29 protein-coding genes and 1 tRNA gene are annotated in these 24013 nt (G+C 68.0%); 16 read left to right on the forward strand and 14 right to left on the reverse strand.

The annotated features are described in order from the left end of the window. Positions 1-630: 630 nt before the first annotated feature. From H556_RS0107100 to hppD, 8 genes are all read right to left on the reverse strand, one after another. Positions 631-715, reverse strand: a tRNA-Leu gene (locus tag H556_RS0107100). A 72-nt stretch (positions 716-787) separates the two neighbouring features. Beyond that, positions 788-1519: a hypothetical protein gene (locus H556_RS0107105; protein ID WP_155802419.1), complete on the reverse strand. Its 732-nt coding sequence runs from the start codon at positions 1517-1519 to the stop codon at positions 788-790. A 199-nt stretch (positions 1520-1718) separates the two neighbouring features. Next, a complete protein-coding gene (locus H556_RS0107110; RefSeq protein ID WP_024353783.1) occupies positions 1719-2726 on the reverse strand; it encodes a fumarylacetoacetate hydrolase family protein in 1008 nt (335 codons plus the stop codon). A gap of 59 nt (positions 2727-2785) precedes the next feature. Beyond that, positions 2786-3085: a hypothetical protein gene (locus H556_RS0107115; protein WP_024353784.1), complete on the reverse strand. Its 300-nt coding sequence runs from the start codon at positions 3083-3085 to the stop codon at positions 2786-2788. Further along, entirely contained in the window at positions 3076-3552 is a 477-nt protein-coding gene (locus H556_RS0107120) for a methyltransferase family protein (protein WP_024353785.1), read from the reverse strand. The genes H556_RS0107115 and H556_RS0107120 overlap by 10 nt, the downstream gene beginning before the upstream one ends. 5 nt (positions 3553-3557) lie before the next feature. Then, positions 3558-4643: an isoaspartyl peptidase/L-asparaginase family protein gene (locus tag H556_RS0107125; RefSeq protein ID WP_024353786.1), complete on the reverse strand. Its 1086-nt coding sequence runs from the start codon at positions 4641-4643 to the stop codon at positions 3558-3560. A gap of 54 nt (positions 4644-4697) precedes the next feature. Continuing rightward, on the reverse strand, positions 4698-4883 hold the full coding sequence (locus H556_RS0107130) for a hypothetical protein (protein ID WP_024353787.1): 186 nt from the start codon (positions 4881-4883) through the stop codon (positions 4698-4700). Beyond that, entirely contained in the window at positions 4884-5969 is a 1086-nt protein-coding gene (hppD, locus tag H556_RS0107135) for a 4-hydroxyphenylpyruvate dioxygenase (RefSeq protein WP_024353788.1), read from the reverse strand. Positions 5970-6194: 225 nt separating this feature from the next. On the opposite strand from hppD, the gene H556_RS0107140 reads away from it, so the two are divergent. Genes H556_RS0107140 through H556_RS0107150 form a run of 3 tightly spaced genes read left to right on the forward strand, consistent with a single transcriptional unit; the run spans position 6195 to position 7973 of the window. Beyond that, complete coding sequence (locus H556_RS0107140) at positions 6195-6776, forward strand: YqaA family protein (protein WP_024353789.1); 582 nt, start codon at positions 6195-6197, stop codon at positions 6774-6776. Between the two features lie 55 nt (positions 6777-6831). Next, complete coding sequence (locus H556_RS0107145) at positions 6832-7371, forward strand: disulfide bond formation protein B (RefSeq protein ID WP_024353790.1); 540 nt, start codon at positions 6832-6834, stop codon at positions 7369-7371. An 11-nt stretch (positions 7372-7382) separates the two neighbouring features. Continuing rightward, on the forward strand, positions 7383-7973 hold the full coding sequence (locus H556_RS0107150; RefSeq protein WP_024353791.1) for a demethoxyubiquinone hydroxylase family protein: 591 nt from the start codon (positions 7383-7385) through the stop codon (positions 7971-7973). Between the two features lie 170 nt (positions 7974-8143). Here H556_RS0107150 and H556_RS0107155 read toward each other — a convergent pair whose 3' ends face one another. Both H556_RS0107155 and H556_RS0107160 read right to left on the reverse strand, forming a co-directional pair. Then, positions 8144-8683, reverse strand: coding sequence for an FKBP-type peptidyl-prolyl cis-trans isomerase (locus tag H556_RS0107155; RefSeq protein ID WP_024353792.1), 540 nt, complete (start codon positions 8681-8683; stop codon positions 8144-8146). Next, complete coding sequence (locus H556_RS0107160) at positions 8664-9866, reverse strand: threonine ammonia-lyase (RefSeq protein ID WP_024353793.1); 1203 nt, start codon at positions 9864-9866, stop codon at positions 8664-8666. Before H556_RS0107160 ends, H556_RS0107155 begins: the two co-directional genes overlap by 20 nt. Positions 9867-10018: 152 nt before the next feature. On the opposite strand from H556_RS0107160, the gene H556_RS0107165 reads away from it, so the two are divergent. The 5 genes from H556_RS0107165 to H556_RS0107185 all read left to right on the forward strand — a co-directional run bounded on the left by H556_RS0107165 (position 10019) and on the right by H556_RS0107185 (position 15412). Further along, a complete protein-coding gene (locus tag H556_RS0107165; RefSeq protein WP_024353794.1) occupies positions 10019-10555 on the forward strand; it encodes a hypothetical protein in 537 nt (178 codons plus the stop codon). 101 nt (positions 10556-10656) lie between these two features. Next, positions 10657-10929, forward strand: coding sequence for a hypothetical protein (locus tag H556_RS0107170; protein WP_024353795.1), 273 nt, complete (start codon positions 10657-10659; stop codon positions 10927-10929). A gap of 105 nt (positions 10930-11034) precedes the next feature. Beyond that, positions 11035-13155: a TonB-dependent receptor domain-containing protein gene (locus H556_RS0107175; RefSeq protein ID WP_024353796.1), complete on the forward strand. Its 2121-nt coding sequence runs from the start codon at positions 11035-11037 to the stop codon at positions 13153-13155. A gap of 11 nt (positions 13156-13166) precedes the next feature. Continuing rightward, complete coding sequence (locus H556_RS0107180) at positions 13167-14306, forward strand: ABC transporter substrate-binding protein (protein ID WP_245559433.1); 1140 nt, start codon at positions 13167-13169, stop codon at positions 14304-14306. 35 nt (positions 14307-14341) lie between these two features. Beyond that, a complete protein-coding gene (locus tag H556_RS0107185; protein WP_024353798.1) occupies positions 14342-15412 on the forward strand; it encodes a YncE family protein in 1071 nt (356 codons plus the stop codon). Between the two features lie 79 nt (positions 15413-15491). On the opposite strand, the gene H556_RS0107190 is transcribed toward H556_RS0107185, so the two are convergent. Both H556_RS0107190 and H556_RS0107195 read right to left on the reverse strand, forming a co-directional pair. Further along, positions 15492-16280, reverse strand: coding sequence for an ABC transporter ATP-binding protein (locus H556_RS0107190; protein WP_024353799.1), 789 nt, complete (start codon positions 16278-16280; stop codon positions 15492-15494). After that, a complete protein-coding gene (locus H556_RS0107195; protein ID WP_245559434.1) occupies positions 16277-17377 on the reverse strand; it encodes a FecCD family ABC transporter permease in 1101 nt (366 codons plus the stop codon). Before H556_RS0107195 ends, H556_RS0107190 begins: the two co-directional genes overlap by 4 nt. 60 nt (positions 17378-17437) lie before the next feature. Between H556_RS0107195 and H556_RS0107200 the strand changes: the two genes are divergently transcribed. From H556_RS0107200 to truA, 7 genes are all read left to right on the forward strand, one after another. Continuing rightward, a complete protein-coding gene (locus H556_RS0107200) occupies positions 17438-18205 on the forward strand; it encodes an alpha/beta hydrolase (protein WP_024353801.1) in 768 nt (255 codons plus the stop codon). Between the two features lie 80 nt (positions 18206-18285). Then, positions 18286-18702, forward strand: a complete 417-nt coding sequence (locus H556_RS0107205) for an acyl-CoA thioesterase (protein ID WP_024353802.1) — start codon at positions 18286-18288, stop codon at positions 18700-18702. A gap of 40 nt (positions 18703-18742) precedes the next feature. Then, the gene (locus H556_RS0107210; RefSeq protein ID WP_024353803.1) at positions 18743-19015 is read left to right on the forward strand and encodes a hypothetical protein; all 273 of its coding nucleotides are present in this window, start codon (positions 18743-18745) and stop codon (positions 19013-19015) included. 61 nt (positions 19016-19076) lie between these two features. Continuing rightward, positions 19077-19649 carry a peptide deformylase gene (gene def / locus H556_RS0107215; RefSeq protein WP_024353804.1) on the forward strand — a complete coding sequence of 191 codons (573 nt, stop codon included), beginning with the start codon at positions 19077-19079 and terminating at the stop codon, positions 19647-19649. Continuing rightward, a complete protein-coding gene (locus tag H556_RS0107220) occupies positions 19649-19864 on the forward strand; it encodes a hypothetical protein (RefSeq protein ID WP_024353805.1) in 216 nt (71 codons plus the stop codon). Before def ends, H556_RS0107220 begins: the two co-directional genes overlap by 1 nt. 27 nt (positions 19865-19891) lie before the next feature. Next, positions 19892-20866: a methionyl-tRNA formyltransferase gene (fmt, locus tag H556_RS0107225; protein WP_024353806.1), complete on the forward strand. Its 975-nt coding sequence runs from the start codon at positions 19892-19894 to the stop codon at positions 20864-20866. Next, a complete protein-coding gene (truA, locus tag H556_RS0107230) occupies positions 20866-21615 on the forward strand; it encodes a tRNA pseudouridine(38-40) synthase TruA (protein WP_024353807.1) in 750 nt (249 codons plus the stop codon). The genes fmt and truA overlap by 1 nt, the downstream gene beginning before the upstream one ends. On the opposite strand, the gene H556_RS0107235 is transcribed toward truA, so the two are convergent. Together H556_RS0107235 and H556_RS0107240 are read right to left on the reverse strand one after the other, a co-directional pair. Continuing rightward, positions 21612-22016: a YidB family protein gene (locus tag H556_RS0107235; protein WP_024353808.1), complete on the reverse strand. Its 405-nt coding sequence runs from the start codon at positions 22014-22016 to the stop codon at positions 21612-21614. The genes truA and H556_RS0107235 overlap by 4 nt on opposite strands. 93 nt (positions 22017-22109) lie before the next feature. After that, the gene (locus tag H556_RS0107240; protein ID WP_003166208.1) at positions 22110-22247 is read right to left on the reverse strand and encodes an entericidin A/B family lipoprotein; all 138 of its coding nucleotides are present in this window, start codon (positions 22245-22247) and stop codon (positions 22110-22112) included. A gap of 96 nt (positions 22248-22343) precedes the next feature. Between H556_RS0107240 and H556_RS0107245 the strand changes: the two genes are divergently transcribed. Beyond that, on the forward strand, positions 22344-24008 hold the full coding sequence (locus H556_RS0107245) for a thiamine pyrophosphate-binding protein (RefSeq protein WP_024353809.1): 1665 nt from the start codon (positions 22344-22346) through the stop codon (positions 24006-24008). Positions 24009-24013 lie beyond the last annotated feature (5 nt).

Below are 24013 nucleotides of genomic sequence, written 5' to 3' on the forward strand. Positions count from 1 at the left end.
TTACCAGCGCTAGGCAGGGCGAAAAGACCATCTCTCGGCGCGTGCATACTCACGTCGATGCGGTCTCCGGTCGGCAGCCCATCATCTTCAACGAAGTCGCCGCGCAACTCCGATAACACCATTTTGTGAGTTGAGATCGAGAATAAAGCCGACACCGTAGCGATGGGAGATTAATCCCCTAAGGAGGAAAACATGACTGTTCGTCTTACTGTCGCTCGACTGAGCGCAGGCGCTATTATGGCCGCTTCCATAGTCGCAATTCCTGCCGCCGCGAATCCATCTGACCCGCTTTGCATAATGGGACCTGACGCCTACTGCGCTGAGTACGCCACCATCCTATTCGGGACCGGCCCAGGAGCTCAGGGGAAATGTATGGTCTGGGCTTGGAATCTCTACAATGGAGAATTCTGTAATGGCCCGCTGGTCGACGGCTCTCTGAAAGCCATCAAAGAGTAGATATATTCATTTACCCTCACCACGAGGGCAAAGAAACGGCGATCCGAATAAGACCGCCGTTTCTATTATTCACATAGAAGATTCATTGTCAGGAATAGACTCAATGAGAAAGCGAGAGCCCCGCAAATCGGCCCTTACGGCCCCAAAAAGGGGCTAAGTCATTGAAAAGTCAGCTGGTGCCGGTGGTCGGACTCGAACCGACACTCCTTGCGGAACCGGATTTTGAGTCCGGCGCGTCTACCAATTCCACCACACCGGCACGGCCTGGCTCAAGGCGGCGCAATCTAGCGACGGCGAAGGCTCCGTCAATCGAAGATCGCACCGCGCCGCATCATTCGTCTTTGCGGCGGATGCGGCTGCCTGTCGAAAACTCGCCGCCGGACATGGTGTAAGAGACCCGATAGGCAATCAGGCGCGTCGGAACCGGCTCGCCGCCGCCCCCGCGATTCTCCAGTCGACCTTTTCTCGCTCCTCGTATGGCGGCCTCGCCGAAGCCGCCGTTGGTCGGAAATTCGGTCTCTACCACGCAGTCTCCAACCCGCCCGTCGGACTGGCTGAGACAGGTGATGACCGCGAAGCCCGCAGTATAGGTCCGACCCTCGGGGTATTCAGGCAGGGGAATACGCTTCCAGGCCAGGTTGACCGGCAAACCGTCGACTTCCAGCTCTTCCAATTGCTGATCGCGCGAGTCGACGAGAGGCCGCCCACACGCCGCCAAAGACTGATCAATCGCAGCATTGGACGCGGGCAAGTTCACCAGATAGCGCAGGTTTCGTTCACCTTCGGCGCCGCCGGGCACGGTGATCGTCATCGTCCCGCCTTCGCGCATCTGGCGCGCCAGGGGCGCCGGCAATTCCGAGAAGGCGACGCTGGGATCAGCGCCCAGCATAAAGCGTTGTTCGGCCGCGTCATTGTCGCCGATGCCGATGACCAGGACCCGATTGGATTTATGGAAATCCTTGACCGCACTCGCCGCCGGCAAGCCGCCAACCATGACCTGATAGACGCCGCGTTGACAACGTGCGGCCAGCAGAAGTCCGTTATCGAACTGCGTATAGGCCACCGTCAGCTGTTCTTCGGGCTGAACCAACAGGTCCCAGTCTTCAGCGTCCTGAGCCGTCGCTGCTGCCGCGACGGCCAACCCCATCACGGCCGCCGCTAACCCGCGCACCACCCATGTCCTCATCGGCCCTCTCCGCTCCCTGCCTCAAGAGGGTAGCCGCTCCACGGCTCGCCGCAAGCCCAACCGGATCAGCGTTCGCTCAGGCCGGCTCCACGGTCTGCTCGATGGCGCCGAACAGGGTGCGGTTCTTGTCGTCCAGCATTTCGATGCGAACGGTGTCGCCGTGTTTTAGGAAAGGGGTCTTGGCCGCGCCGGTCTGGATGGTCTCGACGGTGCGGATTTCGGCGATGCAGCTGTAGCCAAGGCCGCCTTCGGACACCGGCTTGCCGGGCCCGCCGTCGGCGTCCTTGTTCGACACCGTGCCCGAGCCGATGACCGTCCCGGCGCCTAAGGAGCGCGTCTTGGCCAGGTGGGCGATCAGGGTCCCGAAGTCGAAGGTCATGTCGACGCCCGCGTCGGCGCGGCCGAAATCCTGACCGTTGATCTGAACCAGCAGGGCGCCCGACAGCTTGCCGTCGTTCCAATGCTCGCCCAGGGCGTCCGGGGTGACGAAGACCGGCGACAGGGCGCTGGCGGGCTTGGACTGGACAAAGCCGAAGCCCTTGGCCAGTTCGCCGGGGATCAGATTGCGGAGCGAGACGTCGTTGACCAGGCCGACAAGGCGGATCGAGGCCAGAGCTTCGTCGCGACCGGCGCCAAGCGGCACGTCGCCGGTGACGACCACGATCTCGGCCTCCAGGTCGCAGCCCCAGGCCTCGTCCTTCAGCGGGATGGCGTCGCGCGGCGACAGGAAGCCGTCGGAGCCGCCCTGATACATCAGCGGATCGGTCCAGAAGCTCTCGGGCATCTCGGCCCCGCGCGCTTTGCGCACCAGTTCGACGTGGTTCACATAGGCCGAGCCGTCGGCCCACTGATAGGCGCGCGGCAGGGGGGCGGCGGCCTCGTGCTCGCGGAAACGGCCGCGCGGCACGGCTTCGTGCTCAAGGCTTTCGGCCAGGGCGCGCAGCAGCGGCTCGCACCGCTCCCAGTCGTCCAGCGCCGCCTGCAGCGTCGGGGCGATCAGGAAGGCGTCCGTGAACCAGTTCAGGTCGTTGGAGACGACGACGAGGCGGCCGTCACGGCCGTGCTTGAGCGAGGCGAGTTTCATGAGCTGAAGCTAATCCGAAGCAGGGGCGGAGGGAAGTCTGCGCGAGGGCGGCAGGCGCCTCACACGGTCTGAGCGCCCGGCGGGCTGATGACGGCGCGCGCCTCGGCGCCGGTGCGTTTGGCCGGGTCGCGGACCTCGACCTCGATGATGATGGCGCCGACGGGGTCATGCGCCCACAGATAGCGACGCTCGACCTCGACCTCGCGGCCCGACGGGGCCATGCCCTCATAGGTGTCGCCCCAGGGGGTGATCGCCTTCATCTCGACCCAGCGCAGGGCGCAGGCGGCGTCCAGTTCCTCAAGCGCCATTTCCGACAGTTCGTCGGCGTGGGGTTCGGGCGTTTCAGGGCTTACAGCCATCGACGGACCTTCTGGCGATAGGCGGCGTACTCGGGGCCGAAACGGGCGGACAGATAGCGCTCCTCGCGGGCGATGACGAAGCGGTCGACCACGATCAGGCAGGGGATCAGCAGGCCAAGGGCAATCGGGCTGTCCATCGCGATCGCCAGTCCCAGATAGGTGATGGCGAACCCCAGATAGATGGGGTTGCGGCTGAAGCGGTAAAGGCCGCCGGTGGCCAGAACCGTCGTCGGCTTCCACGGTTCGGGCGGGGTGCCCAGGCGGCAGAAATAGCCCGCCGCCGCCCCGTCCAGCAGCAGGCCGCCCAGGATCAGCACGAGGGCGAGGCCACGCCGAACCTCAGTCGCAAGGCCAAGCGACGGCTCGCCCAGCCACTGGCCCAACCCCCAGCCGCCGAGCAGGAAGGCGAAATAGATCGCGGGCGGCGGCACGACGACGCCCGAATGATCGCCCCTGCCCGGCTTCATGGGCGTCAACGCGCGGCTTCTTCGTCGCCGTAGATGGCGACGCGCGCGGGCGAGGTCGAGGACACCGCGCCGCGATACATGCCCGAGGTGTTCATCGAGAAGGCGTGGACGCCGTCCTTGCCCATGACGATGACGCCGCCGTCGCCGCCGATGGAGCCGACCTCGGCGATCTCGGCGTCGGCCGCCTGTTGTACGGAGGCGCCAGTCGCGGTGCGGCTGCAGATGTCGCGGGCCACGGTGGCGCGGATGAAGTATTCGCCCGAGCCCGTCGCCGAGACGGCGCAGCCGTCGGCGTTGGAGGCGTAGGTCCCGGCGCCGATAACCGGCACGTCGCCGACCCGGCCCCAACGCTTGGCCGTCATGCCGCCGGTCGAGGTGGCGGCGGCCAGGCGGCCCTGGCTGTCCATCGCCACGGCGCCGACGGTGCCGAACTTGCGCTCGTCCAGCGGGGCTTCATGCAGGTTGAAGGCCAGGGGCGCGGCCGGACCCAGACGGGCCGGTTCGGCCGGAGCGCCTTCGGGGCGCGGCGGCAGCGGCTGGCCAGCGTCGCGCAAGGCCTTCAGCAGGGCCTGCCAGCGGCTTTCGGTGAAGAAGAAGCCGGGACCAACCTCTTCCAGACCCGCCGAGCGGGCGAAGGTCTCGGCGCCCTCGCCGATCAGCATGACGTGGGGCGACTTCTCCATCACCGCGCGGGCGGCGGCGATGGGGTGGCGGGTGCGGGTCAGGCCTGCGACGGCGCCCGCGTTCAGGTCCGTCCCGTCCATGACGGCGGCGTCCAGTTCGTTCTTGCCCGCCGAGGTGAAGACGGCGCCGCGCCCGGCGTTGAACAGGGGATTGTCCTCCATCGCCTCGACGGCGGCCTGAACCGCGTCCAGCGAGGAGCCGCCGCGCGCCAGCACGGCCGAACCGGCGTCCAGCGCCGCCTGCAGCCCGGCGCGATAGGCCGCGTCGCGCTCGGGGCTCAGTTGGGCGCGCTCGATCACGCCCGCGCCGCCGTGGATGGCCAGCGACCAAGTCGGCGCCTCCTGAGCGAAGGCAGGCGCGGCCAGGACGGCGGCGGCCGCAGCAGCGGCGAAGGCGATGGACTTCATTTCAGGCTCCCCAATGTACTGTCTGATCCCCATGCAATGGGGAGGCGGGCAAAGCTAGGCCTTGTGGTGCAGGCGACGCCAGAGCCGGTGGGCCAGGATCGGGGCGAAGCCGCAGACGAGGGCGGCGATCAGGACCATCCAGAACCCGCCCCCCAGCCAGTATTCGCCCGCGAGCGCCCCGGCCCCGGCCGCCAGAAGCGGGCCGAGCCAGGGCAGCCAGTGCGGCGGTCGGAACCGCATTCAGGCGTCGACCTTGATGACGCCGCGACGGATCTGGTCCAGCTCGATCGAATCGAACAGGGCCTGGAAGTTGCCGTTGCCGAAGCCTTCATTGCCCTTGCGCTGGATGATCTCGAAGAAGATCGGGCCGAAGGTGTCCTGGGTGAAGATCTGCAGCAGCAGGCCTTCCTCGTCCGAACCGTCGATCAGGATGCGGTTCTTGCGCATCCGCTCCACGTCCTCGCCGTGGCCCGGCAGGCGTTTGTCGATCAGTTCGAAATAGGTCTCGATAGTGTCCTGGAAGTCGACGCCGCGCGCGCGCATGGCTTCGACCGTCTCGAAGATGTTCTCGGTCGTCAGGGCGATGTGCTGGATGCCTTCGCCGTTGTAGCGGCGGATGAATTCCTCGATCTGGGAATTCTCGTCCTGGCTCTCGTTCAACGGGATGCGGATGGCGCGGTCGGGCGCGATCATGGCCTGGGAGAACAGGCCCGTCGCCTTGCCCTTGATGTCGAAATACTTCTGCTCCTCGAAGTTGAACACCGAGTTGTAGAAGCCCGACCAGGTGCGCATCTCGCCGCGACGGACGTTGTGGGTCAGGTGGTCCAGGATCTCCAGACCGACGCTGTTTCTGCGCTCGGCCTCTTCCCAGCCCTCGATCTCGTCCCAGGCGTCATAGAGGGAGCCGGCCTCGCCATACTGGTCGATGACGTAGAGCAGGCTGCCGCCGATGCCCTGCAGCACATAGGGGTAGTCGTTGGCCAGCGCCCCGCCATGCACGCCCTCGGCGGCGCGTGCGCCACGCGCCAGCGCGCCTTCATAGGCGGCCTTGGCGTCGGCGACGCGGAAAGCCATGCCGTTGGCCGACGGGCCGTGGTCGCGGGCGAAGTCCGCCGCCTGCGCTTTCGGCGTTCGATGGACCAGCATGGTGATGTCGCCCTGTTTCAGGCGCACCACGTCATTGGCCGGGTTCACATGGGTGGGGGTGAAGCCCATCAGCTCCAGACGCGAAATCATCGCCTCGGGCTCGGGGCCGGTGAATTCGACGAACTCGAAGCCGTCGACGCCGAGGGGGTTTTCCTGGTCGAGTTTGGCGGCGTCCTGCATGACGCGTCTCCTCTCTCTTATGGTTTGGCGCGGCCGGGGCCGTCATGGCGCGGCCGCTGATTGGGGCGGAACCTACTGGCGGGGCGGCATGGGGCGCAAGGCGGGTTTCAGCGGAAAGGGCGCACGTTCCAGTGTCGCAGCCGCGGCCTGACCTCTCGCCTGCATCGGCGCAGCCTGCTATCGGGCAGAACGACAAGAGGCGGGGGCCTCGATCAGGACGCCTGAATGCTGCGCAAGCTCTACGACTGGGTCTTCTCTCTGGCCCGCCATCGTCACGCCACCCGGTCGCTGGCCGTCGTCTCCTTCGCCGAAAGCTCCTTCTTCCCGATTCCGCCGGATGTGATGCTGGCGCCGATGGTGCTGGCCAAGCCCGAGCGCGCCTATTTCTACGCGGCGGTCTGCACCGTGGCCTCGGTGCTGGGCGGCCTTTTGGGTTACGCCATCGGCTATTTCCTGGAGCCGGTCGGCCTGCAGATGCTGGCCTGGCTGGGCAAGGCCGATACGTTCGAGGCGTCCAAGGCCCTGTTCCAGCAGCACGGCGCCTGGGTCATCCTGATCAAGGGCCTGACGCCCATCCCCTTCAAGCTGATCACCATCGCCTCGGGCATCTTCCAGTTTAATCTGGCGCTGTTCATCGCCCTGTGCGTCGTCACGCGCGGCGCCCGCTTCTTCCTGGTCGCCTTCGTGCTCAAGCGCTGGGGGCCGCCGATGCTGGCGATCGTCGAAAAGCGGCTGGCCCTGTTCACCGTGCTGTTTCTTGTGCTGCTGGTCGGCGCCTTCTTTATGGTCAAGCTTATCGGACACTGATCGACGCCGCCCCCGGCACGGTTTATGAGAGGCGCCCGGTTCCTGTGAGGCGCACATGAGCGCGATCTACAAATTGCTGACCCGCTGGTGGACGGCCTTCGCCCTGGCCGCCGCCCTGGCCATGCTGGGCGCCGCCCATGCGTTCGAGCGGTTCGGCGGAATGCCGCCGTGCAGCCTGTGCCTGAAGCAGCGCGAGGTCTATTGGGCCGCCGTCGCCATCGCCGGAGCCGCGACCTTCTGGGCCCTGTTCAGCCGGGCCAGCCGGGGCACGCCGCGCATCGCCTCCTTCCTGCTGGCCGTCGTCTTTCTGACGGGGGCGGTCACGGCGGGTTATCATGCCGGAGGCGAGCTGAAGTGGTGGAACCTGCCCGCCACCTGCATGGCCGCGCCTTCGACCTCGATCGACCTGTCGGCGCTGACGGCGCTGCTCGACGGCACGGGCGGCAGCACGGCCTTCGTCTCCTGCGGCGACGTGCCGTGGAGTTTTGCGGGCCTGTCGATGGCGGGCTGGAACTTTGTCATCTCCCTGGCGCTGGCTATCATCAGCCTGCTGGCGGCGAAACGTCCCAAGGACGCGCGCGCGCCCAAGAGCTAAGAAGGGGCGTCATGACCCAATCCGCTGAAGACATCGCCGCCGCCCGCCGCATTCCTCTGCCGCGCCCCGGCGTCGGTCAGGACAAGGCGCGGCTGGCTGAAATGCTGCGCGTCGACCATGCGGGCGAGTTCGCCGCCGTCCACATCTACCGCGCCCAGCGCGCCGTGCTGGAAGGCCGCAAGGGCAAGGACGCCATCGCCGCCGACCTGACCGAGATGGAAGGGCATGAAGCCGTCCACCTGGCCCGCTTCGAGGCGCTCCTGAACGAGAACCGGGTGCGCCCGACGGCCATGATCCCGCTGTGGAAGCTGGCGGCCACGGCCCTGGGCGCCGGCACGGCCCTGATTTCGGAAAAGGCCGCCCACGCCTGCACCGAGGCGGTTGAGAGCGTCATCGAGAAACACTATGCCGCCCAGATCGAGGAAATCCGCGACCGCGACCCCGAACTGGCCGCCGAACTGACCAAGTTCCGCGAAGAGGAACTGGCCCACCACGACCACGCCATCGAGCACGGCAGCCGCGAAGCGCCCGCCTATCGCCTGCTCAGCAGCGTCATCAAGGTCGGTTGCAAGGCCGCCATCAAGATCAGCGAACGCATCTAGAGCGCTCCTCCCTCCCCTTTATGGCGAGGGTGGTCGCGTAGCGACCGGGTGGGGAGGGCTTGGTGATCCCGGCCTCGGCGCCTGCACAGCCTTGCCGCCCCCACCCGGTTTCGCCCTGCGGGCTCAACCACCCTCCCCATGAAGGGGAGGGAGAGACGTCGGCGCTTGGCTTACCCCATCGCCGAGCCGACGCCGCGCCCGCCGCCGGGGACCGGCGCGACGTCCAGCAGCTTGAGGCGGAACACCAGCACGGCGTTGCCGGGGATCATCGGCGGGCCGCCCATCTCGCCGTAGCCCAGCTCGGGCGGCAGGAAGAGAATCCACTCGTCGCCCGGCTTCATCAACTGCAGGGCCTCGGTCCAGCCGGGCACCACCCCCTCGGGCGAGAAGACAGCCGGTGCGCCGCGCTTGAACGAGCTGTCGAACACCGTGCCGTCGGTCAGCGTGCCTTCATAGTCGACCTTGACCAGATCGTTGCGGTCGGGGCTGACGCCGCCCGCCGGGCCTGAGGCCACGACCTTGTACTGCAGGCCGGACGGAAGGGTCTGGACGCCTTCTTCGGAGGCGTTCTGTTTCATGAAGGCGGCGGATTCGGCGGCGTTCCTGGCCAGATCCTCGGGCGCGGCGGCCGGGCGGCCGCAGGCGGCCAGGGCCAGCAGGGCGGTCGCGGCGAGGGCGGCGGCGGGACGTTTAGCCCATGCGGAGTTCATAACCCTGGTCCTTCAAGGCTGCGCCGATTTCCTCGGCGTGACGGGCGTCGCGGGTCTCGACCATGATGTCGAACTCGGCGCCCTTGGCGGGCACGTCCAGCGCCAGCCGGTTGTGCACGACGTCGATGATATTGCCGCCCAGCCCGCCGATCACGGCGGCCATGGCCGACAGCATGCCGGGGCGGTCGTCGCCCAGGATGCGATAGACGATCAGCCGCTTCTCGCGGACCATTTCGCGGTTCAGCACCACGGCCAGCATGCGGGCGTCGATGTTGCCGCCGGTCAGTTCGACGCCGATCTTCATGCCCTTGAAGCGTTCGGGGTTGGCCAGGATGGCGGCCAGGCCGCCCGCCCCGGCGCCCTCGGCCACCGTCTTCTCCAGCGTCGCCAGCAGGGCCACGCCCTTTTCGAAATCAGCCTCATCGCAGACGAAGACCTCGTCGATCAGGCTGTCGGCCAAGGCGAAGGGGATCTCGCCCACGGCCTTGATGGCGATGCCCTCGGCGATCGTCTGGCCGCTGCATTTGGCGGGCTCGCCGCGACGGCGCGCGGTGAAGGACGGATAGCGGGCGGCCTCGACGCCGAAGATCTTGATGTCCGGCTTGACCGCCTTGGCGGCGATGGCGCTGCCCGCGATCAGACCGCCGCCGCCGATGGGGATGATCAGGGCGTCCAGGTCCGGCGCGTCCTCGACGAACTCCAGGCCGCAGACTCCCTGCCCCGCCACAATGCCCTCATCGTCGAAGGCCGAGACGAAGACATAGCCGTGCTCGGCCTTCAGCCGTTTGGCTTCCTCGGTCGAGGCCGAGAAGTCGAGTCCGTGGATGACCACATTGGCGCCGTGGGCGCGGGTGCCGTCCACCTTCACGAAGGGGGTGCCCTCGGGCATGACGATGGTTACGGGCACGCCCAGACGGCCGCCGTGATAGGCCAGGGCCTGGGCGTGGTTGCCGGCCGAGGCGGCGACGACGCCGCGTTTCTTCTCGTCCGGGGTCAGTTGCAGCAGCCGGTTCAGGGCGCCGCGCTCCTTGAAGCTGCCGGTGAAGTGCAGATTGTCGAACTTGATCCAGATCTCGGCGCCGGTCAGCTGCGACAGGCGGCGCGAGTAACGGACGGGCGTGCGGTCGACCTGGCCGGCGATACGCTGCTGCGCCGCCCGGATGTCGTCGGTGGTGACGGTCATGAAGTCCCTAAATTCAGTGTGGCCGGCCTCTGTCGTCCGGTCTCCGGCGTCTCTTGTGGAACAGGCTGCGGCGGCGGGCAACCTTGACTCACCCCTGCGACGGGGCTCATGCCGGAACACGCCTGATCGAGTAAAGCCGGAGCCGACCTACGATGACCGACCGTCCCTCGAACGCGCGCCGCTCGCGCCGGATCGCCCTCGCCGCCGTGGCGGTCGCCGGACTGACGCTGGCCGCCTGCGCCACCACGCCGATGGGCGGAGGGACCACCGGCCCGGCCGTCTTCAGCGCCGACGACTTCGCCTGGTCGGCGCGCGCCGGTCAGGGATCGATCAACGGCCGTGTCGAATTCATTCAGGACGGCCGCGCCTTCCAGTGCGTCGGCAATGTCGGCCTGATCCCCGACACCCCCTACACCCGCGCCCGGATGCAGCGCCTGTACGGCTCGACTGAACGCGCCGCCGTGCCCGCCGCCGTGGTGCGCGCCCGCTCGGCCGGGGAACAGGGCGCCGACTATCGCTCGTTCGAGCGGGCCGAAGCCTGTACGGATAACGGCTTCCGCTTCACCGGCCTGCCCGACGGCGGCTGGTTCCTGATCTCGCCGGTCAAGGCGGGAGACGAGATCGTGGTGGTTATGCGCCGGGTTCAGACGCGCGGCGGGCGCGCCATCAGCTTCAACCTTGGCCATTGACAATACTGACGAATTACGAAAGCTGATCGCTGTTCGCCATCCTTTGGCCGTATGAGGCCGCTCTCTGAACCGTCCGCTACAGGACAGTCGGGAGCGTATTCTTGTCCCAGCATAACATCGTGGGGTCCGAGGCCTTCAGCAATCGACAGTATGTGCTGATCACGCACGTCAGATCGAGCGGCTCCCGCCGTCGGCGCGCGCGCGCCATGACCGCCTATGTTGTCGTGGCCGTGCTGGCCCTGTCGGCGGGCGCGGCGGCGGCGGCCTTCGCCCTGGGGCCTTTCCTGGTGCGGGCGCCGCAGACAGAGGCGCTCGCCGCCGCTCCGGCATCGGACCAGCCGACGCCCAGCCTGCCGACGCCGCCCGCCGCCTGATCCCCCCGTCTTCTCATCCGCCTGTTGCGTCAGCGTGTCCCATCAGCACGCTTGCAAGTGCGAGTGATTATTACTATTCGCCATTCCTCTTGATTGAGGCATGGAATGACGAGCTTGAAGACCGGCGCCGCGAGCACACTGGCCCTGCTGACCGTGATCGGCGGCTGGGCGACGACGGCGCAGGCGCAGGACTCCAACGTCGCCACGGTTGACGATGTCGTCGTCACGGCCTCGACCCGCGCCCAACGCATTGAACAGGCGCCCGCCACCATTACCGTCGTCTCGGCCCAGCAGCTGGAAAGCCGCGCCTATGTCGATCTGTTCGACGCCGTGCGCGATGTCGAGGGCGTGTCGGTCAGCGGCGGCTCGAACTTTCAGGACATCTTCATCCGCGGCCTGCCGGGCGCCTATACGCTGACGCTGGTGGACGGACGGCGCCAGTCGACGCGCGACGCCCGGGTCAACGGCAACGGCGGTCTGGAGCAGAGCTTCACCCCGCCCGTCTCGGCCATCGAACGGATCGAGGTGGTGCGCGGGCCGATGTCGTCGCTGTACGGCTCGGACGCCATCGGCGGCGTCATCAACATCATCACCCGCAAGGTGCCGGACCGCTGGGGCGGGACGATCTCGGCGGACTATGTGGCGCAAGAAGGCGGCGACAGCGGCGACTGGAGCCAGGGTCAGTTCTACCTGGCCGGGCCGATCGTCGGCGGCAAGCTGGGCGCCCAGATCTGGGGCCGGGTCTACGACCGCGCCGAGGACGACATCTTCAACGCTCCCAGCAGCACCGGCGTCATGGGGTCCGAGGAACACAGCCTGACCGGCCGTCTGGCCTGGACGCCCACGCCCGATCACGAAGTCCTGCTGCAGGCCGATACGACGCGGATCGAACGGTCCAGCACGGCGGGCAAGACCCTGGCCGCCAACGGCCGCAGCACCCGGAACGACCACAGCCGCGACAGCGCCTCCCTGTCGTGGAACGGGAACTGGAGTTGGGGAACCAGCGCCCTGTCGCTGATGCGCGAAGAGTCGTCGCGTGAGATTTTCACCGCCGACGCTGCGGGTGCGATGGTGCGCAATCCACGCGCGCCGGAACTGACCAATACGGTGCTGGACGCCCTGTTCAACCTGCCGCTGCAGAGCTCGCGTCTGGGGGATCACAACCTGGTCTTCGGCGGCCAGTGGATCGAGAACAGCCTGAAGGACATCAATCCCGGCGCCCGCGACAATGTGGCCAGGACCTTCGAGGTCTGGCAGCGCGCCCTGTTCATCGAGGATGAATGGACGCTGACGCCGGAACTGGCGCTGACGCTGGGCCTGCGGGTCGACGACCACAAACGATACGGCGATCACTGGAGCCCGCGCGCCTACGCCGTCTGGACGCCCAGCGAGACGCTGACGATCAAGGGCGGCGTCTCGACCGGCTTCCGTGCGCCGGAAATCCGCGCCGTGGCCGACGGCTACGCCTATGAGACGGGCGGCGCCAACTGCAACTATGGGGCGGGCCTGTGCGGCGTCATCATCGGCGACCCGAACCTGAAGCCGGAAAGCAGCGTCAACTACGAGGTCAGCGCCCTATGGCGGCCGATCCCGACGCTGGCGCTGAACGCCACCGTCTTCCGCACCGACTTCAAGGACAAGATCGCCGACGACCGCGTGTGCGGCCCGGACGTCAACAACAACGGCGTCTGCGACGTGCCGGATGAAGTCATGCGCTGGGACGAGGACCCGCTGTATCAGCTCTATTACTGGTACAATATCAACGACGCCCGCATTCAGGGCGTCGAGCTGGGCGGGCGCTGGCAGGCGACCGATCAGCTGACGCTGAAGGCGGGCTATACCTATACGGACTCGGCCCAGAAGGGCGGGCTGTACGACGGCCTGCCGCTGTCGCGCACGCCTGAGCACATGGCCAATCTGCGCGCCGACTACGCCGCGACGGACCGGCTGAACCTGTGGGCGGCGGCCTCCTATCACGGCGAAGAGATCAATGCGGGGCTGCGCGTCGGCATCAATGGCGAGCCGGTGCTGGATGGGCCGCGTCAGGTCGGCCGCCGCTATCCCGACTACGCCCTGGCCGACATCGGCGCCAACTGGCGGGTGCGCGACGACGTGACGCTGAAGTTCGGCGTCTACAATCTGACGGACAAGGTGCTGAATGTCGCCGATTACGACTTCCAGGGCGAAGGTCGTCGCTATTGGATGGGCGTCAGCTGGGACTTCTGAGGATGGGGCCGATGGCCGAATTCAAACCGGGCCGTCGCGCCCTTCTGCTGGGCGCCGCCGCCCTGATGGCCGCCGGCGCCGGGGCCTGCACGCGACGTGAAGAGACGGGGGCCTCGTCCCTGCTGACCGATCTGCGCGACCGGCCCGTCGCCATCACCCCGCCGGTGACGAAGCTTTCGATCGACGACAGCCGCTTCCTGATCGCCCTGTCGCTGATCCATCCCGATCCGGTCAGTCTGCTGGCGGCCTGGGCGGGCGACGTGAACCGTCTCAGCCCGGAAATCTACGCCGCCTATCTGGAGAAGTCCCCGGCGCTGGCCAGCCTGCCCAAAACGCCCAGTTCGGCCGCCGCCTTCAACGTCGAGGCGGTGCTGGGCGCCCAGCCTCAGGTCGCCCTGGTGTCGCTGGATTCCGGCCCGACCGACGCCCAGACGGCGCAGCTGGAGCAGGCGGGCGTGCGCGTCGCCTATATCGACTTCTTTCAGCACCCGTTCGAGAATCAGCCCCGCAGCCTGAGCCTGCTGGGGTCCATGATCGGCCGCGAGGAGCAGGCGCAGGCCTATAACGCCTTCCGCGCCGCCAAGCTGAAAACCATCTCCGAGCGCGTCGCCGGGCTGACGGACGCACAGAAGCCGACCGTCTTCCTTGAGGCCCACGCGGGCAACGGACCGGACTGCTGCAACTCGGTCGGCGCCGGGAATATCGGCGACTATCTGACCTTCGTCGGCGCCCGCAACATCGGGGCCGAGGTGCTGAAACAGCCGTCCGGCAAGCTGAACCTGGAGTTCGTGGTCGAGCGCGATCCCGACATCTATATCGCCACCGGCGGCCCGCACCTGGAGAAGACCGGCGGCTTTGTCGTCGGCCCGAAATACGACGCAGAGACCTCGCGCGCCTCGCTGCGCCGCGTAGCCGGGCGGCGCGGCCTGTCGACCCTGAAGGCGGTGCGCGAGGGCAAGGTGCACGGCCTGTCGCACCAGCTGATCAACTCGCCCATCGACATCGTCGCCACCGAGGTTCTGGCCAAGTGGATACAGCCCGAACTGTTCGCCGATCTGGACCCGCGCGCGACGCTGGACACGATCAACAAGGACTTCCTGGCCGTGCCCTATCGCGGGGACTACTGGACCGATCTGGTCCCGGCCGCCTGACGTTCTGCCCCCTGATTTCACCCCGGAGAACCGCCATGACCATCCTGCGCAACGGCCTTGTCACCGCCGCCGCCTTCGCCGCCCTGGCGATGGCCTCGACCGCCTCGGCCCAGACGATCGAGAAGACCGTCAAGGTCGCCCCCGGCGGCCTGTATGAGATCGTCTTCAACCCAGCCGACAACGACCTCTATGTCGCCGCCGTCGGCCCGCGCGGCGCCAATCAGGCCCAGATCGTTCGCCTGCAGGGCCAGAGCCTGGCGCCGGAGTCCTCGGTCGATGTCTCGGCCAATCCGCTCTACGGCCTGAACCTGAACACCCGCACCCAGGTCCTGTACGGCACCGACACCCGCGCGGGCGCCGTCACGGCCATCAACGCCCGCACGGGCGAAGTCATCTCCACCATCCGCAACGGCGACGAAGAAGGCGCTCACGTCCGCCAGGTCGTCGTCGATGAGGCGAACAACAAGGTCTATGTCAGCGTCGTCGGCGGCGAGGCGGACGACGACGCCAAGCCGAACCTGGTCTGGGTCATCGACGGCGCGACCAATACGGTCGAGCGGGCCATTCCCGTCGCGATCGGCGCCCTGACCGGGGCGGCCTTAGATCCGGCGACCAACCGCCTCTACGTCACGGGCATGAGCAGCAATGAAGTCGCCGCCATCGACCTAGCCACCGGCGAGACGGTCGGCAAATGGCCGTCGCACGGCGATTCCGCCATCAACGTCGCCGTCGATTCCGAAGGCCGCCGCCTGTTCGTCGCCAACCAGAAGTCGGGCGAACTGACGGTGCTGAACGCCGACACCGGCGCCCTGATCCACAAAGCCGCCACCGGCGCGGGCGCCCTGAGCGTCGCCTACAACGGCGCGGTCAAGCAGATCTACGTCGCCAACCGTCAGGCGGGCACGGTGACGGTGCTGGATTCGGACACCTATGAAGTGAAGGCCAACCTGGAGACCGGGACCTTCCCCCAGACCATCGCCATCGATCGCGCGACCAACGCCGTCTACGTCTCGAACAAGGCGCGCGGCCTGCCGCGCAACGCCCCGGCCGGCACGCCGGTCCCGGTCGACCCGACCGGCGACGTGGTGACGCTGATCCGTCCGTAGTCCCGATCAGGACCGAATAAGAAAAGGCCCGGCCGCCGATGCAGCCGGGCCTTTTTCATGGGTTGGATAGAAGCGACGATCAGTGCGCCAGCACGTCATCGATCATGACCTGCAGCACGCCGCGATCGCAGCGCTGGACGCGGGCCGAGACGCGATAGACCTCGGCCAGGATGGCGGGTGTGACGGCTTCGTCGGGCGTCCCGAAGGCGACCAGCCGCCCCTTGGCCATGACGGCGATCCGGTCCGAGACGCGCGCCGCCGCCTGAAGATCGTGCAGCACGATCATCACCGTCATGCCCCGCTCGGCCGCCGCTTCACGCGCCAGGTCCAGCACGCGCAATTGATAGTGCAGGTCGAGCGCGCTGGTCGGTTCGTCCAGCAGCAGCAGGCGCGGCTCGCGCGCCAGGGCCTGGGCCAGGCCCGCCAACTGCTTCTGGCCGCCAGACAGCCGGTCCAGACGCTGCCCGGCCAGAGCCTCGGCCCCGATGCGTTGCAGCACCTCATAGGCGCGCTCGACCGCCTGCTGGTCGGTGAAGCTGGCGCCGCCCAGCGGCGTGGCGCGGATCGAGGCGACCACCGTCTCCAGCACCGTCAGGGCCACGCCCTGCGGCAGGGTCTGGGGCATGTAGGTGACGCGCTTGGCCCGGTCGGCCAGCGACAGGCCGGTCAGTTCAGCGTCATCCAGCCGGATCGCCCCCTTGGCCGGAATCAGACCAGCGAGAGCCCGCAGGAAGGTGCTTTTGCCCGCGCCGTTCGGGCCGACCACGGACACCACCTCGCCGGGGCTGAGCGGCGGCAGGCTGAGGCCCTCGACGATGGGGCGGCCGCCATAGCCGGCGCTGAGGTTCTGGATGTCCAGCCCGGTCATGCGCGTCCCCCGTTGCGGAAGATCAGCACCAGGAAAACCGGCACCCCGATCACGGCGGTGACGATGCCGACCGGCATCAGCACGCCAGGCACGATGATCTTGGACGCCGCCGAGGCCAGCGACATGATGACCGCCCCGGACAGGATGCTGGCGGGCAGGAAGAAGCGGTGATCCTCGCCGACCAGCAGGCGGGCGATGTGCGGCCCGACCAGACCGATGAAGCCGATGGCGCCGACGAAGGCCACGGCCGTCGCCGACAGCAGGCTGACCCGCAGCAGGGACAGGAAACGCAGACGCTTCACGTCGACGCCGAAGCTCATGGCCCGGTCCTCGCCGAGGCGAAGCGCCGTCAGGCCGCGCGAGGACAACAGGGAAAAGGGCGCGACCACCGCCAGCACCAGGCCCAGCGCCCCGACATTGCCCCAGGTGGCGCGCGACAGCGATCCCATCGTCCAGAACACCAGTTGCTGCAGCGCCTCGGCCGAGGACAGGAACTGCACCAACGCCGTCAGGGCGTTGAAGGCGAAGACCAGGGCGATGCCGAACAGGACGATGTTCTCGACGCCCGAGCCCTTCATCCGCGCCAGCGCCTGAAGCGCCAGCACCGAGCCGAAGGCGAAGACGAAGGCGTTCAGCGGCACCAGCCAGTCGGCGCCGATGAAGCTGGCCCCTACCCCCAGCACGATAGCCAGCGAAGCGCCGAAGGAGGCGGCCGAGGACACGCCCAGCGTAAAGGGACTGGCCAGCGGATTGTTCAGCACCGTCTGCATCTCGGCGCCCGCCAGGGCCAGGGCGGCGCCGACCATCATCGCCATCAGGGCGTAGGGCAGGCGCACCTGCCAGACGATGGCCTGCTGGGCCGTGGTCAGGCTGGACGGGTCGAACACGCCCTGAAGCACGGTCAGGGGAGACATGGAGGACGGCCCCGTCACCACGTCCAGCAACAGACTGCACAGGGCCAGAACCGCAAGCCCGCCGATGGCGACGAACCGCAAGCGCACGTCGCGCCCATAGGCCGCAATCGCGTCGGGCGTTCGGCTGGGCGTCGCGCTAGACGCCGCTTTCGACGCGGCAGGTTCAAGACTCGCCAACAGCACACTCCATTCAGCGACTGCGTCGCAATACATCTCAGGGCCGAGATGGGCTAGGGTGAAGCCATGGATTCCGCCCCTTGCGTCTTTTCGCCGTCCGCCCCGCCCCTGTCCGGCGGGTGCCGCGCCTTGAGCCTGGCCGCCGAGAGCGACGCGCCCGGCCTGACCCTGTGGCTGAGCGCGCCCGAGGGCGAGCCCCCGGCCGAGGGCTGGCCCCTGCTGATCGTGCTGGAGGGTGAGGCCTATTTCACCGCCGCCGCCGAGTGCGCGCGCCGCCTGGCCCGCCGCCCGCAGAAGACGCGCGTGGGGCCGATGATGGTGATCGGCGTCGCCCTGGCGCCCAGCGCCGAACGGCTGGGCGCCTTCGCCTTCGTTCCCCGCGCCGACAAGGGCGGGCGGACAGTCGCGCCGCACGGCCCCGACCTGCTGCGCCGTCTGATCGAAGACATCCTGCCGCTGGCGGTCCGGCACGGCGCCGACCCAGCGCGCGCCGCCCTGATGGGCCATTCCATGTCGGGTCAGTTCGTATTGGAAGCCCGCACGCGCTCGGCCCCCTTCGCCCGCTTCGTCGCCATCAGCCCGTCGATCTGGTGGAATCCGGCCGTCATCAAGGCCCAACCGCCGCAGACCCGAAGCGACCTGTTCCTGGCCGTCGGCGCCGAAGAAGAGGCCCCTGCCCTGCCCGGCCCGCATCTGGCGCGGCGCATGGTCTCCAACCTGCGCGATCTGGCGACAGCCAACGGGGCGACCCTGTCGATCCTGGCCGGCGAGGACCACGGCTCTGCGCCCTTCGCCAGCCTGCCTGCAGTTCTGCGTTTCGTCGCCCGTTCCTGAAATCGCCGCAACGAACTTGCGCCCTCAAGGCCAAAAGCGCATGAAATCCGCCCTCTCCCTCGCCCTATCGAGAAATCGCCGTGTCCGACGAAAAGCCTATCGCCACCCTGCCTGAAGGCCAGCCCGTCGGCCGCGTCATCGCCATGCCCGCCGACACCAATCCCGAGGGCGACATCTTCGGCGGCTGGCTTCTGGCCCAGATGGACCTGGCCGGGGCGACCCCGGCGTTCGAGCGCGCGGGCGGCCGGTGCGCCACCGTGGCGCTGGACGGCATGGTGTTTCACCAGCCGGTGTCGGTCGGCGACGAGGTGTCCACCTACGCCAAGATCATCCGCGTCGGCCGCACCTCGATCCGCGTTCATGTCGAGGCATGGAAGCGGGCGCGCGGCCAGGCTGAAGCTCTGTCGGTCCGCGTGACCGAGGGCGTCTTCACCTATGTGGCCATCGACCAGGACCGCAAGCCGCGGGAAGTGCCGCTCGACACCCTCCAGAAATAACGCCAGTATCCCGATCTTCACTTTAAGGGAGGGCGTCAAGATGTGGATTCTGGCCGGGATCGGCGCCGTACTGGCGGGCTTGTTCCTCATGCTGCGTGAACTGTTGCCTGCCTTCGAGGCTGGGCGCGCGGGCGTCATCCGCAGCAAGGGCGCCGCCGCAACCCGCATTGAGCGCGCCGCCGAACCCGAGCGTTTTGAAGCGATGCGGCGCGGCCGTTTCCGAGCCGCGCGGTTCGGTATCGGCCTCGCCGCGGCTGGCATGCTCTGGACCATCCTGCAGATCGTAGGGATCGCCCTGAACCAGGCCGGATGAAACCCGAGTCCAGGAGTCGGAAATTCTTGACCTTCGGGGGTTGCGGCCCTACCTCCCCCGCATGGCCATTCGTCGTATCCTGACTATCGATAACGCCGCCGACCTGGCGATCCTGAAGACCGTCGCCGCACCCGTCGAGGGCGGCGTCAGCGACGCCGTGCGCGCCCTGATGGATGACATGCTGGAAACGATGTACGACGCACCGGGCATCGGTCTGGCCGCACCGCAGATCGGCGAGCTGACCCGCGTGGTCGTCATGGACCTGGGCGACAAGCCGGTCGAGGGCGCCGCTGACGAGCCGCAGACCGAGGAAGAGGCGCTGGAGCGCCGCAATCCGCGCTTCTTCGTCAATCCGGAAATCCTGTGGGCGTCGGAGGAGATGTTCTCCTACGAAGAGGGCTGCCTGTCGGTGCCGACCTATTACGACGCGGTCGAGCGTCCGGCCCGCGTGCGCGTCCGCTACATGAACTATCAGGGCGAGACGATCGAAGAAGAGATCGAGGGCCTCTACGCCGTCTGCTTCCAGCACGAACTGGATCACCTGAACGGCGTCCTGTTCATCGACCACCTGTCGCGCCTGCGTCGCGACCGCGCGGTCGCCAAGGTCAAGAAACACGCGAGGATGGCCGCCTGATGTCCCGCAAGACCCGCATCATAGACCAGCGCGGCCGTCGCCGCCTGACGCGCAATGAAAAGGTCGGCGTCGCCAGCGTCGCGACCCTGCTAGCCGTCGCCGCCGTCGGCGTGGTGGCGGGCCTCATCGTCGACCGCCTGCTCGATTTCGACGACGCGCTGGACGCGGGCGGCGAGTGGGACGAGGGCGGCGGCGTCTATACCCGCTGGATGTAATCGGCCTCACGGTCTAAAGGCCTGCCCATGCGCCTAGCCTTCATGGGAACCCCCGACTTCGCCGTGCCGTCCTTGGCCGAGCTGATCGCCTCGGGGCACGAGATCGTCGCCGTCTATTCGCAACCGCCGCGCCCCAAGGGCCGGGGCCAGAAGCTGACGCCGTCGCCGGTTCACGCCTTCGCCGAGGCCATGGGCCTGCCGGTCTTCACGCCCGAGAGCATGAAGTCGGCCGAGGCCATCGAAGTCTTCAAGAGCCTGGATCTCGACGCCGCCTGCGTCGTCGCCTACGGCCAGATCCTCAAGCCCGAGGTGCTGGAGGCGCCGCGCCTGGGCTGCTTCAACCTGCACGGGTCGCTGCTGCCGCGCTGGCGCGGGGCCGCCCCGATCCAGCGCGCCATCATGGCGGGCGATCGCCAGACCGGCGCCCAGATCATGCGGATGAGCGAAGGACTGGACGAAGGCGCCATCATCCTGTCGGAACTGATGGACATCCACGCCGACGATACGGCCGCCAGCCTCAGCGACCGCATGGCCCATGTCGGCGCCGCCCTGTGGCCGCGCGCCCTGGCGGCCATCGAGCGCGGCGGTTTCACCGAGACGGAGCAGGCCGGCGAGGCGACCTATGCCAAGAAGATCACCACGGCCGAGGCCCGCATCGACTGGAGCCGCCCGGCCCCCGAGGTGGACGCCCACATCCGCGGCCTGTCGCCCTTCCCCGGCGCCTGGTTCGAGGTCGAGGCCGACGGCGAGCCGGTGCGCGTCAAGGCGCTGATGTCGGTTCTGGCCGACGGGCAAGGCCCGGCCGGTCAGGTGCTGAACGACGCCCTGACGATCGCCTGCGGAACCGGCGCCGTGCGCCTGACCCGCGTGCAGCGCCCCGGCAAGGCGGCGCAATCGGCCGAGGAGATGCTGCGCGGCTACCCCATCCCCGCTGGAGTGGTTCTGGCCGGGCCGCGCCGGGTCGAGAAGGCGGAGCCTTCTGATCGCGGCACCCTAGGATAATGCCCCGGTATCGGTTCACGGTTGAGTACGACGGCTCGGCTTACAACGGCTTTCAGGCCCAGACCGACCAGCCGACCGTGCAGGGGGCCATTGAGACGGCCATCGCCGCCTTCAGCGGACAGAGCGTCCGCATCGCCGCCGCCGGGCGCACCGACACGGGCGTCCACGCCACGGGCCAGACCTGCCATGTCGATCTGGAACGCGACTGGCCCGCGCAGACGGTGATGAACGCCCTGAACGCCCATCTGGTGAGGGATGCGGTCGCGGTTCTGGACTGCACGCCAGTCAGCGACGACTGGCACGCCCGCTTCACCGCGACGGGGCGCAAATACCTGTATCGCATCTTGAACCGGCCCGGCCGCCCGGCGCTGGACCGGGGCCGGGTCTGGCACGTCAGGAAGCCGTTGGACGCCGAAGCCATGCACGCGGCGGCGCAAGCCCTGATCGGCCTGCACGACTTCACCACCTTCCGCGACGCCGCCTGTCAGGCGGCCAGTCCGATGAAGACGCTGGACGTAGCCCGCGTCGCCCGCGTCGGTGAAGAGGTGCATCTGGTGTTCGAGGCGCGCAGCTTCCTGCATCGTCAGGTGCGCTCAATGGCGGGCAGCATCGCCGAAGTGGGTCTGGGCCGCTGGATTCCCGCCGATCTGGCCGAGGCGCTGGCGGCGAAAGACCGCGCCCGCTGCGGCCCGGTGGCGCCGTCAGACGGCCTGTATCTGACGGGCGTCACCTATGAGGCTGAAGCCTAGCGCTTGAACAGGCCGCCCAGGGCGCCGCCGAGGCCGCCCGGCAGGTTGTTCAGAAGACCGCCCAGCATGTCGTCAGCGCCGGCGGCCGTGCCGTTCGGCGTCAGGCGGTCGATGACCTGCGGCAACAGGGTCGCCAGAGTCGCGCTGGCCTGTTCCGGCGACACGCCCAGCTTTTTGGCGAAATCGGCGATAGGGCCGGAACCGAGCACGGCGGCGATCTGCTCGGCGCTGATCGCGGCGTTGCCGCCCTTGCCGATCCATGAGGCCGCCACATCGCCCAGACCGTTCTGACCGAACTTTTCCGTCAGGCCCGCCACGCCGCCCTGGCTTTTCAGCAGATCGGCCACGCCCCCGGCCGCGCCGTCGCCCAGACCGCCGAGAATATTGTCCAGAAGTCCCATGCTCATTCCTCCGATTGGAGCGTCAGCGTAGCGGAAAGGCCGGACACCGGGGCGACATAAACGTAAAACAAGGCGACCGGCCGTGTGTCGCAATCAGCTCTTGGCGCGCTCCGAGCCAGAGGTCACGGCCTGACCGGCGGCCGACAGGTCGCGACCGATGCCCGACACCGTATTGCAGGCGGCGGTGGTCAGGGCCGCGGCGATGACGCCCAGAACGATGAGCTTGCGCATGATGAAATCCCCGTGGATCGATAGAGCGCTTCAACGTGAAGCTTGGCCATAAGGTTGCATGGCCAATTCATCCTGCAATCTGCTAACGGCGAACGTATGACGCAAGCTCCTGACACCGCCGCCCGCCGTCTGGTCGACACCCTGGTGATGAACGGGGTCGACAAGGTCTTCTGCGTGCCGGGCGAGAGCTATCTGGCCGTGCTCGACGCCCTGGCCGACGTGCGCGACAGGATCGAGGTCATCGTCTGCCGTCATGAGGCGGGCGCCGCCAACATGGCCGAGGCCTATGGCAAGCTGACGGGCCGTCCCGGCGTCTGCATGGTCACGCGCGGGCCGGGCGCGACCCACGCCTCGATCGGCGTGCACACGGCGCATCAGGATTCGACGCCGATGATCCTGTTCGTCGGCCAGATCGCCCTGACCGACCGGGGCCGCGGCGCCTTCCAGGAGGTCGACTATCGCGAGGTCTTCAGCGGCCTGGCCAAATGGGCGACCGAGATCGAAAGCCCGCAGCGCACCGTCGAAGTGGTCGAGCGCGCCTTCACAACGGCCCAGCAGGGCCGCATGGGGCCGGTCGTCGTCGCCCTGCCCGAGGACATCCTGCACGAGAACGGCGGCCCCGCCCCGGTCCGTCCGGTCGTCCCGGCAAAAGCCGCGCTGGATCCGGCCTTCGTCGAACAGGTGCGCGAACGCCTGAGCCGCGCCGAGCGTCCCATGCTGATCTTGGGCGGTTCAGGCTGGACCGATGAAGCGACCGACGCGATTTCCGGCTGGGCCGAGCGTCTGGGCCTGCCGGTCGCCCTGTCCTTCCGCCGCAAGGATCTGATCCGCAACGACCACCCCGGCTATGCGGGCGACCTCGGCCTCGGGCCGAACCCCAAGCTGGTCGCACGGGTCAAGGAGGCCGACCTGCTGCTGGTCATCGGCGCGCGCATGGGCGAGAATCCGACGCAGGGCTACACCCTGCTGGACCGGACGAAGACGGCGCAGACCCTGATCCACATCCATCCGGGACCGGAAGAACTGGGCCGCGTCTGGGCGCCCGCCCTGTCGGCGGCGGCGGACAATTCTCTGGCGGCGCTGGCCCTGTCGGCCATCGAGCCGGGCCGCGCCTGGACCGAACAGAGCGCGACGGCCCATGCCGACTTCCTGAGCTTCTCCTCGCCCATCGAGGTCGAGAGCGCGGTCAATATGAGCGAGGTCATCGCCCACCTGGCCGACGCCCTGCCCGAGGACGCCATCATCACCAACGGCGCAGGCAATTTCGCCGCCTGGCTGCACCGCTTCCACCGCCATCAGGCGCGCCGCACCCAGTTGGCCCCGACCTCAGGCGCCATGGGCTATGGCTATCCGGCGGCGCTGGGGGCCAAGGCGGTCCATCCGTCGCGCGAGGTCGTCTGCATCGCCGGCGACGGCGATTTCATGATGAGCGCCAATGAGATGGCCACCGCCGCCCAGTACGGCCTCGGCGTCGTCGTGGTGGTCGTGGACAATGGGACCTTCGGCACCATCCGCATGCACCAGGAGCGGGAATACCCGGCCCGCGTCATCGCCACCGAGCTGAAGAACCCCGACTTCGTCAAATACGCCGAGGCCTTCGGCGCCTTCGCCGTGCGCTGCGAGACGACCGGCGACTTCCCGGCGGCCCTGGCGGCGGCGCGCGAGGCGGCGGCAGGCGGCCGTCCGGCGCTGGTCCACCTGATCACCGACGCCGAACAGATCGCGCCGGGGCGGACGATTACGCAGTTGCGCGCGAGCTGACCCTC

It is taken from the genome of Brevundimonas naejangsanensis DSM 23858, assembly GCF_000421705.1.
GTDB lineage: Bacteria > Pseudomonadota > Alphaproteobacteria > Caulobacterales > Caulobacteraceae > Brevundimonas > Brevundimonas naejangsanensis.